The organism is Occallatibacter sp. (assembly GCF_049510455.1).
Lineage (GTDB): Bacteria > Acidobacteriota > Terriglobia > Terriglobales > Acidobacteriaceae > Telmatobacter.
The window spans coordinates 1-7,454 of sequence record NZ_JBEKYX010000145.1; the positions used below are offsets into that span (position 1 = coordinate 1).

General features: G+C 55.7%; 7 protein-coding genes. 3 read left to right on the plus strand and 4 right to left on the minus strand.

Annotated features, from left to right (window positions below; all coding sequences use genetic code 11):
• The coding region (locus ABSG47_RS19480) for an acyltransferase family protein (protein WP_424171757.1) at nucleotides 1–851 on the minus strand (851 nt) is incomplete at its 3' end.
• A 237-nt stretch (nucleotides 852–1,088) separates the two neighbouring features.
• Nucleotides 1,089–1,361, minus strand: coding sequence for a metal/formaldehyde-sensitive transcriptional repressor (locus tag ABSG47_RS19485; protein ID WP_424171760.1), 273 nt, complete (start codon nucleotides 1,359–1,361; stop codon nucleotides 1,089–1,091).
• A 141-nt stretch (nucleotides 1,362–1,502) separates the two neighbouring features.
• Between ABSG47_RS19485 and ABSG47_RS19490 the strand changes: the two genes are divergently transcribed.
• The 3 genes from ABSG47_RS19490 (at nucleotide 1,503) to ABSG47_RS19500 (ending at nucleotide 5,185) form a co-directional block, all read left to right on the plus strand.
• Nucleotides 1,503–3,005, plus strand: coding sequence for a carbohydrate porin (locus ABSG47_RS19490; RefSeq protein WP_424171763.1), 1,503 nt, complete (start codon nucleotides 1,503–1,505; stop codon nucleotides 3,003–3,005).
• 246 nt (nucleotides 3,006–3,251) lie between these two features.
• On the plus strand, nucleotides 3,252–3,617 hold the full coding sequence (locus ABSG47_RS19495; protein ID WP_424171766.1) for a BlaI/MecI/CopY family transcriptional regulator: 366 nt from the start codon (nucleotides 3,252–3,254) through the stop codon (nucleotides 3,615–3,617).
• A 161-nt stretch (nucleotides 3,618–3,778) separates the two neighbouring features.
• On the plus strand, nucleotides 3,779–5,185 hold the full coding sequence (locus ABSG47_RS19500) for a M56 family metallopeptidase (RefSeq protein ID WP_424171769.1): 1,407 nt from the start codon (nucleotides 3,779–3,781) through the stop codon (nucleotides 5,183–5,185).
• A gap of 696 nt (nucleotides 5,186–5,881) precedes the next feature.
• Here ABSG47_RS19500 and ABSG47_RS19505 read toward each other — a convergent pair.
• Both ABSG47_RS19505 and ABSG47_RS19510 read right to left on the minus strand, forming a co-directional pair.
• Nucleotides 5,882–6,280, minus strand: a complete 399-nt coding sequence (locus ABSG47_RS19505; RefSeq protein WP_424171772.1) for an FtsB family cell division protein — start codon at nucleotides 6,278–6,280, stop codon at nucleotides 5,882–5,884.
• Nucleotides 6,281–6,290: 10 nt separating this feature from the next.
• On the minus strand, nucleotides 6,291–7,454 hold a 1,164-nt coding region (locus ABSG47_RS19510), incomplete at its 5' end, for a phosphohexomutase domain-containing protein (protein ID WP_424171774.1).

Consider the following 7,454-nt stretch of genomic DNA (forward strand, 5'->3'; position numbering starts at 1 on the left):
AATAGAAGAACTATCCCGATTGAAAGCAGCGCGTATGCGGCGATGAGCGCTATAGGACCTGTTTTCGGCCCGAGAATGACATGCAGGCTTATCTGATCACCGACGATTATTGTGAAAGCAGCAAGCGCCAGAACAATGCGAAGCACAGGCGAAAAGGCAAGCGTGCGCTTGTGCAGCAACATGGCAAGCATGGCTCCGAGCGCGAAAAACTGAAACTCTACGAAGCTATTGCACCAAATCGCATAACGCTCTGCCTGGGCGCTGCCGAGATACCAGAGAGCTATCGTAGAGGCCACCAGGAAAAGACCGGAGGCAATCCATAGCACGCGTCTGCCGAAACGGGCTATTGTTGGCCAGACGATGTAGTACTGCTCCTCAAGCGAGATGCTCCAAAGGGGGCCGACAACTCTTGGGATAAAACCGTGGAAAGCACTCCACCAGTTTCCCGCGAGAAACAGGAAAAACAAAAATTGGGTTGTGGTGAAAATGGTGAAGTGGGTCAGCTTGGAAACAATCAGGCATCCGCCAATAAAGAAGAAATAAAGCGGCCAGATTCTGAGAATGCGCCGGATATAAAAAAACCTGAGATGAACGCTTCCGGTCTTTTCCTTTTCTCGAAGCAGCAACTCAGTAATCAGAAACGAGCTGAGCACAAAGAAAACCTGCACCCCTGATGCACATGCAGCGCCGACATCCGCGAGGGCTGCACCAGGGAAGTACATCCTTTGACTGTGGTGCAGGAAGACGAGAAAAAACGCCAGAAATCTCAATATATCTAATTCGGGCCTGTAAAACCGCTCTTTTGAGATATTGGCCTGTGCATGATGCAGCTCAAGCGTCTCTGAACTCATCCATGTATCTCCATATACAGGGTATGTGAAATATAGCAGCAGGTAAACCATGGCGAGCCCTGCTCTGTGGAGATGCGGTGCGCAACTTAGAAACAATCAGCTACAAATGGCCTGGATTGCGCTGCAGTCAGCGGTTTTGCAATTCATCTCACTTACAAATCAACACTACATTCACAATCGTTCCACGTCGCAGCATCTACGATACTAACGAAATGATCAGGCTCCGGATGGAGCGCATTATTTGAGATAAGCGCGCACCAGGTCAATGAGATCTTCAGCCAGCTCGGGCGCGATCTGCTCTTTTGCGCCGTCGGTGAGGTGGAAGCGGATATGGTTTTCGAGCACTTCTCCCATGAGGCCGTTGACGCCGCCGCGAACGGCAGCCAGAAGCATAAGCTGGTCGCCGCAGTCGCCGGCAGTGGTAAGCGAGCGCTCGATGGCGTCCAACTGGCCGCGGAGCTTGCGCACGCGCTGGACCATTTTGATGGTTTCCCGTTCCTGATGAGACATGGGCAATTCTCTCTTGACTATACCCACCCAGGGTATAGTATATGCGGAGTGGGGGTATAGCTGCTTCGTCCCCATCATACCCCGCCTGACTGCTCCCGTAGAGCAAGTTCATCTGGATTGAAAGGCTCCTGGATGCCCTCGATGTGTGTTCGATCGACATTAGCGCTGTGCCTCGTGGCCGGGATGGCTGCGGCGGCGCATGCACAGCAGGACGCGACTCTGCCTTCAGCGCCAGAACCGCGGATTCCGTCCCACGCGGCTCCAGGTCATGCGGCGCTGATGTTTGATTTTCTGCCGCCGTGGCAGCAAGAGGGGGAAGGTAAGCAATCTGGAGGCGAGAGTCTCGGCGGAGATGATTCGGTGGTAACGATGTTTCCGCATCCGGAAGGAGAGCGGTGGTGGCTTTCCGGGCAGGCCAATTTCATTTTGCAGGGGCGGCTTCCCTTTCACTCGCTGTACCAGGGGCCAAACAGCTTTCGCAATTCGGCGGAGTACAAGCTATCGATGGTGGGCACTTTGTATGGTGCGGTGCGGCCCACAAACTCTGTGCGGTACAACACGGATTTGATTTTTGACATGGAAGCAGCCGAGGGGCGCGGATTGAGTGAGGCGCTGGGATTGGCTGGTTTTACCAACCTGGATGTAGTAAGGAATCCGAACCTGGGCAAGGTTCCTTATATTGCACGGTATGAAATTCACCAGGTCTTGGGGCTGACAAGCGAAACCACAGAACAGAACCCGAATTTCTTTGCACTGGCAAAGGAAGTTCCAGCGCGAAGGATTGAGTTTCGAATTGGCAAGCTGACGCTGCCGGATTTCTTTGACATCAACGATGCGGGCTCCGATAGCCATCTGCAGTTTATGAACTGGACGGTGGACAACAACGGCGCGTGGGACTATGCGGCCGATACGCGCGGATACACCGTGGGCGGCATGGCCGAGTACGACGATAAGATATGGAGCCTGCGGTATGGCATATTTGGCATGCCGATCGTGGCGAACGGCATTGACATGGACTGGGCATTCAGCCGGGCACATGGGCAGAACGGCGAATTCGAACTGCGGCAGAGCCTGCTGAAGAAACGCAAAGGAACAACGCGGATTTTGTTTTTTGCGAACAGGGCGCACATGGGCACATATCGCGAAGCCAACGACTATGCGATCGCCAACCACACCAGGCCGGACATTACGGCGTTCGAGCATTTCGGCGCGCTGAAGTATGGGTTTGGCTATAACACGCTACAGGAGATTACAGAGAATCTGCGTTTCTTTGGGCGTTTTGGATGGAACGAGGGCCAGCATGAGTCGTATGCCTACACTGAGGTGGACCAGACGGTCCTGGCCGGAGCCGATTATGCAGGCAAACAGTGGGGCCGGTCCCAGGACAAAGTGGGACTGGCGATTGTATCGAACGCCATCAAGCGCGACCACCAGGAATACCTGAAGCTCGGCGGCCTCGGATTTCTGCTGGGAGACGGCAATCTGAATTACGGGCGGGAGACGATTGTCGAAAGCTACTACACGTGGCACTTCTGGAGAGGGTTGTTCTATTCCGTCGATGTGCAACACATCGACAATCCCGGATATAACCGCGATCGCGGCCCGGCCTGGGTAGGCTCAGCGCGTGCGCATGTTGACTTCTAATACAGGGACTGATCTGAAAACTCGAGCAAATCCCAAGCAGCCTTCTTTTTTGAAACTCGGGTAGATTTTAAACTCGGGTAGATACGATCACGACCCTCTATCAAAACCAATCCGTATGAAATGTGCGACCGCTCGATGGAAAGTGTCTGTCGGCGCAATGTACGAGTATTGTCGTTGACATACGACAATACTCGTACTACTATCTGCTTCATGACGAAACCGGCATTACCCGACAGAAAAGTCCCATTGCCAACCGAGGCGGAGCTGGCGATTCTGCAGATCCTGTGGAGTCGCGGGCCGAGTACCGTGCGGGAGGTTCACACCGCCTTACGTAGCAGACGGACGGGCTATACGACGGCCTTGAAGCAGATGCAGGTAATGACGGATAAAGGCCTGCTCCAACGGAATGAGCGCTATCGATCCCATGTGTATGAAGCGCGGATCGAGCGAGAGCAAACGCAGAAACTGCTGACCAGGAGCCTGCTTGAGCAGGCGTTCGAGGGTTCCGCGATGCATCTTGTCCTCGGTGCGCTGAGCTTGCAGCCCATTTCCCAATCCGAGCTTGCGGAAATCCGGGAGATGCTGGACCGATTTGAAAAGGAGAAAGCATGACGGCTATCGGGCTCCCATTGATTCATTCGCTGGGTTGGACGCTGCTGCATTTCTGCTGGCAGGGCGCAATTGTCGCAATCCTTCTTGCCTGCGCACTGGGCCTTCTGCCTTCGCGAGCTTCTCAACTGCGCTATACAGTCGCATGCGCTGCGGCGGCATGGATGGTGATGCTGCCCGCCATTACGTTCTGCATGCTGGCGGCGAACACGCTATCCAATCCCCACCAAGCGGCTGGCGCGGTTGCGGATGCGGGCTTTAGCTATGCGTTCTATAACAGCTTCGGCCAGCCCTTAGAGCGGTGGATCATTCCATTCGAGAAAGCTCTCAACCAATCGCTGCCCATTGTGACAAGTTGCTGGTTCGCCGGCGTGTTGGTCCTGCTTTGCCGGCTTACCCTCGGCCTCACGGCGACCAGGAAGATGAAATCCCTCGCTCAAGAATCGGTGTCGGCGGAAATTGGGCAGGTATTCGAAACCCTTTGCAGACGGCTCGGGATGGAACGAGTCATCGAGCTGCTGGATTCTACGCATGTTCAGGCGCCCGCTGTAATCGGCTATCTCAAGCCGGCAATTCTCCTTCCCCTTGGGTGCATGACCGGTTTGTCAACCCTTCAAATCGAGGCGATCCTGGCCCACGAACTAGCCCATATTCGCCGGCACGACTACCTGATCAACTTGTTCCAGTCGTTAATGGAAACTGTGCTCTTTTACCATCCCGCCGTCTGGTGGGTGTCGAACCAGATTCGGCGCGAACGCGAACACTGCTGTGACGATCTGGCGGTCGCGGTCTGCGGTGACCGGCTCGCTTATGCCAAGGCGCTGAGCTTTCTTGAAGAACGGCGCAGCGTTATTCCCACAGGCGCTTTTGGCGCCACAGGAGGAGTGTTAAAAATGAGAATCGCTCGCTTGCTGGGTTGGAACCAGTCTCCCATCCTTTCGCGCACGGCGGCTACAATGCTGCTGGTGCTTGCCGCCACCACAGCTGGATTCGCCGTCTGGGGATCTGCCCGGGCTCAGTCGATGCCGTCGCAGACCAACTCTCAGAATGGGATCTCTTCTGCGAACGCTCCCGTGCAGGTGCGCTCACTGAAGATTAGCTCGGACGATCTGCCTGAATCAGACCGGGTTGAAGTAATTCAAGCATTCCAGGGAAGCACGTATCCGCTTGACGAGTTGATGGAGCGTATTCGGCAGAATCTACGCGACCGTGGTTATGTCAAGGTATTCGTAGATTTGCTACAACCTGCCACGCTGCCGGCTGGCCAGCCATCCAGATCGGTCGATGTTTCCGTCCGGGTTTCTGCCGGCGCGAAGTACACGCTCGATCATATTCAGGTTCAAGGCAACCATGCCTTATCGCTGCAGGAAATCACCCAACTATTTCCTCTTCATCCGGGGGACTTATTCAACGCAACCGCGATCAGTAAAGGGCTGGATCGTGTGAGGAAGCTCTACGAATCGAAGGGCTATACCAGCTTCGGAGCGATTCCTCGCGTGGAAATGGATGATGCCCACCACACAATCACCCTGATCCTCAACATCCAGGAGGGCAAAGCTGGTACGAGCTGATCTGCTGAACAACCCCGTCTTCGTTTTTCCGGAGGGAGCGTGAGGCTTCAGCCTCACGAATAAGGCCAACGTATTCAAGAGGGCTTCAGCCACGGGCCCTTCCTTGAAACGGCCATGTGCCCCATCCATCGCGCAGTCGTATCGCGCGATGGATGGGATAGCACTCCCGCCCACCTCCCGCTGTGTTCCACAGGTCTCCTTCTTTTGGAGACCTGAGATACCACCCAAGCCTCCCGTCTTTGTCATCCCTTGTCCCTTGTCCCTATTCCCTTGCACCCGGTTACTAAAGTCCAATACCCTTTCGTAACGTCTGCCTCTTCAGATAGTTTGCATAAAATTAACCCCACTTGTGCAACACTCATAATCAGCAGCAAAAAGACGGCCCGAATCCATCATGGATTCGGGCCGTCGTCGTTAAAACGGGAGAGTACATTCCCTTCCCGCCTTTTTCACTGTCACAGTGAACCATCGTCGAGGATATCTATGGCCTTTTATATTCTTTTGCCCTTTATCTATAACCCTGTTCCCTGTTCCCTATTCCCTCGCAACTGGGCAGCGAAGCTGCACAGTTGCGGAATGAAGATCGCATAAAGATTTCTATAAGGAGTGTGAACTTTGCCACAACCCCAACAAAAAACATCACTTCGGAATCAAGCTTGCACAGGATAACTCACGTGATTGTTCGCAATCGAACAATCACTTCCCTGCGGCAGGTGACTCAGGGAGCGCATAGATCACTTCGCCGGGCTTGGCGTAGTGAAGTTTCTCGCGGGCCTCATGCTCGATTTCGTCGGGGTTCGATTTCAGGCGATCAACGCGAGTGCGGAGGCGCGCGTTCTCCTGATTGAGATCCTCGATCTCTTTCTGCAACTGCTTGTCTTCAACGCGTTTTTGATTCCATGTGGTGAGGCCATGCTTGCCGTTGACCACATGCCAGCCAAGGAGCAGCGCAAGGCATACCGCCATCACCGAGCCGGCTGGACGCCATGCGCCCAGGACCCAATTGAGGGCACGGCGCGGCAGCGGCTCCGGAGCGCGAGCAGGGGGCTCGGCGATGGGCGGGTACATATCGGCTTGTTCCGGCAAGTGAGGCATCGAATTCCGTTTACGACGAGACAAACTTTTCGGCTGCGGCCTTCAGCGCTTCCATATCGGACTCGCTGCGGGCCTCAGTGTAGGCGCGCACCACAGGCTCTGTGCCGGAGATGCGATAGCAGACCCAGGAGCCGTCCTCGAGAATGAGCTTGAGGCCGTCGGTCCGTACGATGGAAGTGACCTTGCGTCCGCTGAGCTCGGTTGGCTCAGCCTTCATCTTCTCAGTGAATCGGGCTTTCTGGTCGTCGGTCAAGTGGAAGTTCTCCCGAACCGGGTAGAAGGAACCAACTTTGCCAAATAACTCTTGTAATTGGACGCCTAGCGATTTGCCGCGCGTGGCGACCATTTCCGCTACGAGGAGATTGGCGAGGATGCCGTCTTTCTCCGGAACGTGGCCGCGGATGGTGAGGCCGGCTGACTCTTCACCGCCGATGGCGATCTTGTCCTGGAGGATGAGCTCGCCGATGTATTTAAAGCCGACGGGGGTTTCGTAGAGCGGAACTTTGTGATGCTCGGCGACGGCATTGATGAGGTTGGTGGTGGCGACGGATTTGGCGACGCCGTTGCGCCAGCCGCGGGTTTCGACGAGGTAATCGAAGAGCAGGGCGATGATGTAATTGGGCTGGATGAAGGTGCCGTCGCCATCCGCGATGCCGAAGCGGTCTGCGTCGCCGTCGGTGGCGACGATGAGCGATGCGCCGATTTCTTTGGCCTTCGCTTTGGCGTCGCCGAGGAGATGGTCGTCGGGCTCGGGTGCGTGGCCGCCGAAGAGGACGTCGCGGAAGTCATGGACGGTTTCGACGGAGACGCCGGCATCGCGGAGGATGTCAGAGGTATAGCCGCGGCCTGCGCCCCAGAAGGGGTCGTAGACGATCTTGATGCCGGATTTGGCGATGGCTTTGAGATCGACCAGTTCGGCGAGACGCTTGACGAATGCGGGCTTGATGTCCACGGTTTCGAAGCCGCCCGAGGGTGGGTCTGCTTTGGGGACCGCGACGCCGCTGGATTCAAGCTGGGCTATGTCGGCTTCCATCTGCTTAGTGACTTCTGGCAGAGCGGGCGCGCCGTCATGGGTGTTGAACTTGATGCCGTTGTACTCCGGCGGATTGTGCGAGGCGGTGAAATTGATGGCTCCGGAGGTCTTCAGCGTGCGGACGGCATACGCGATGGCGGG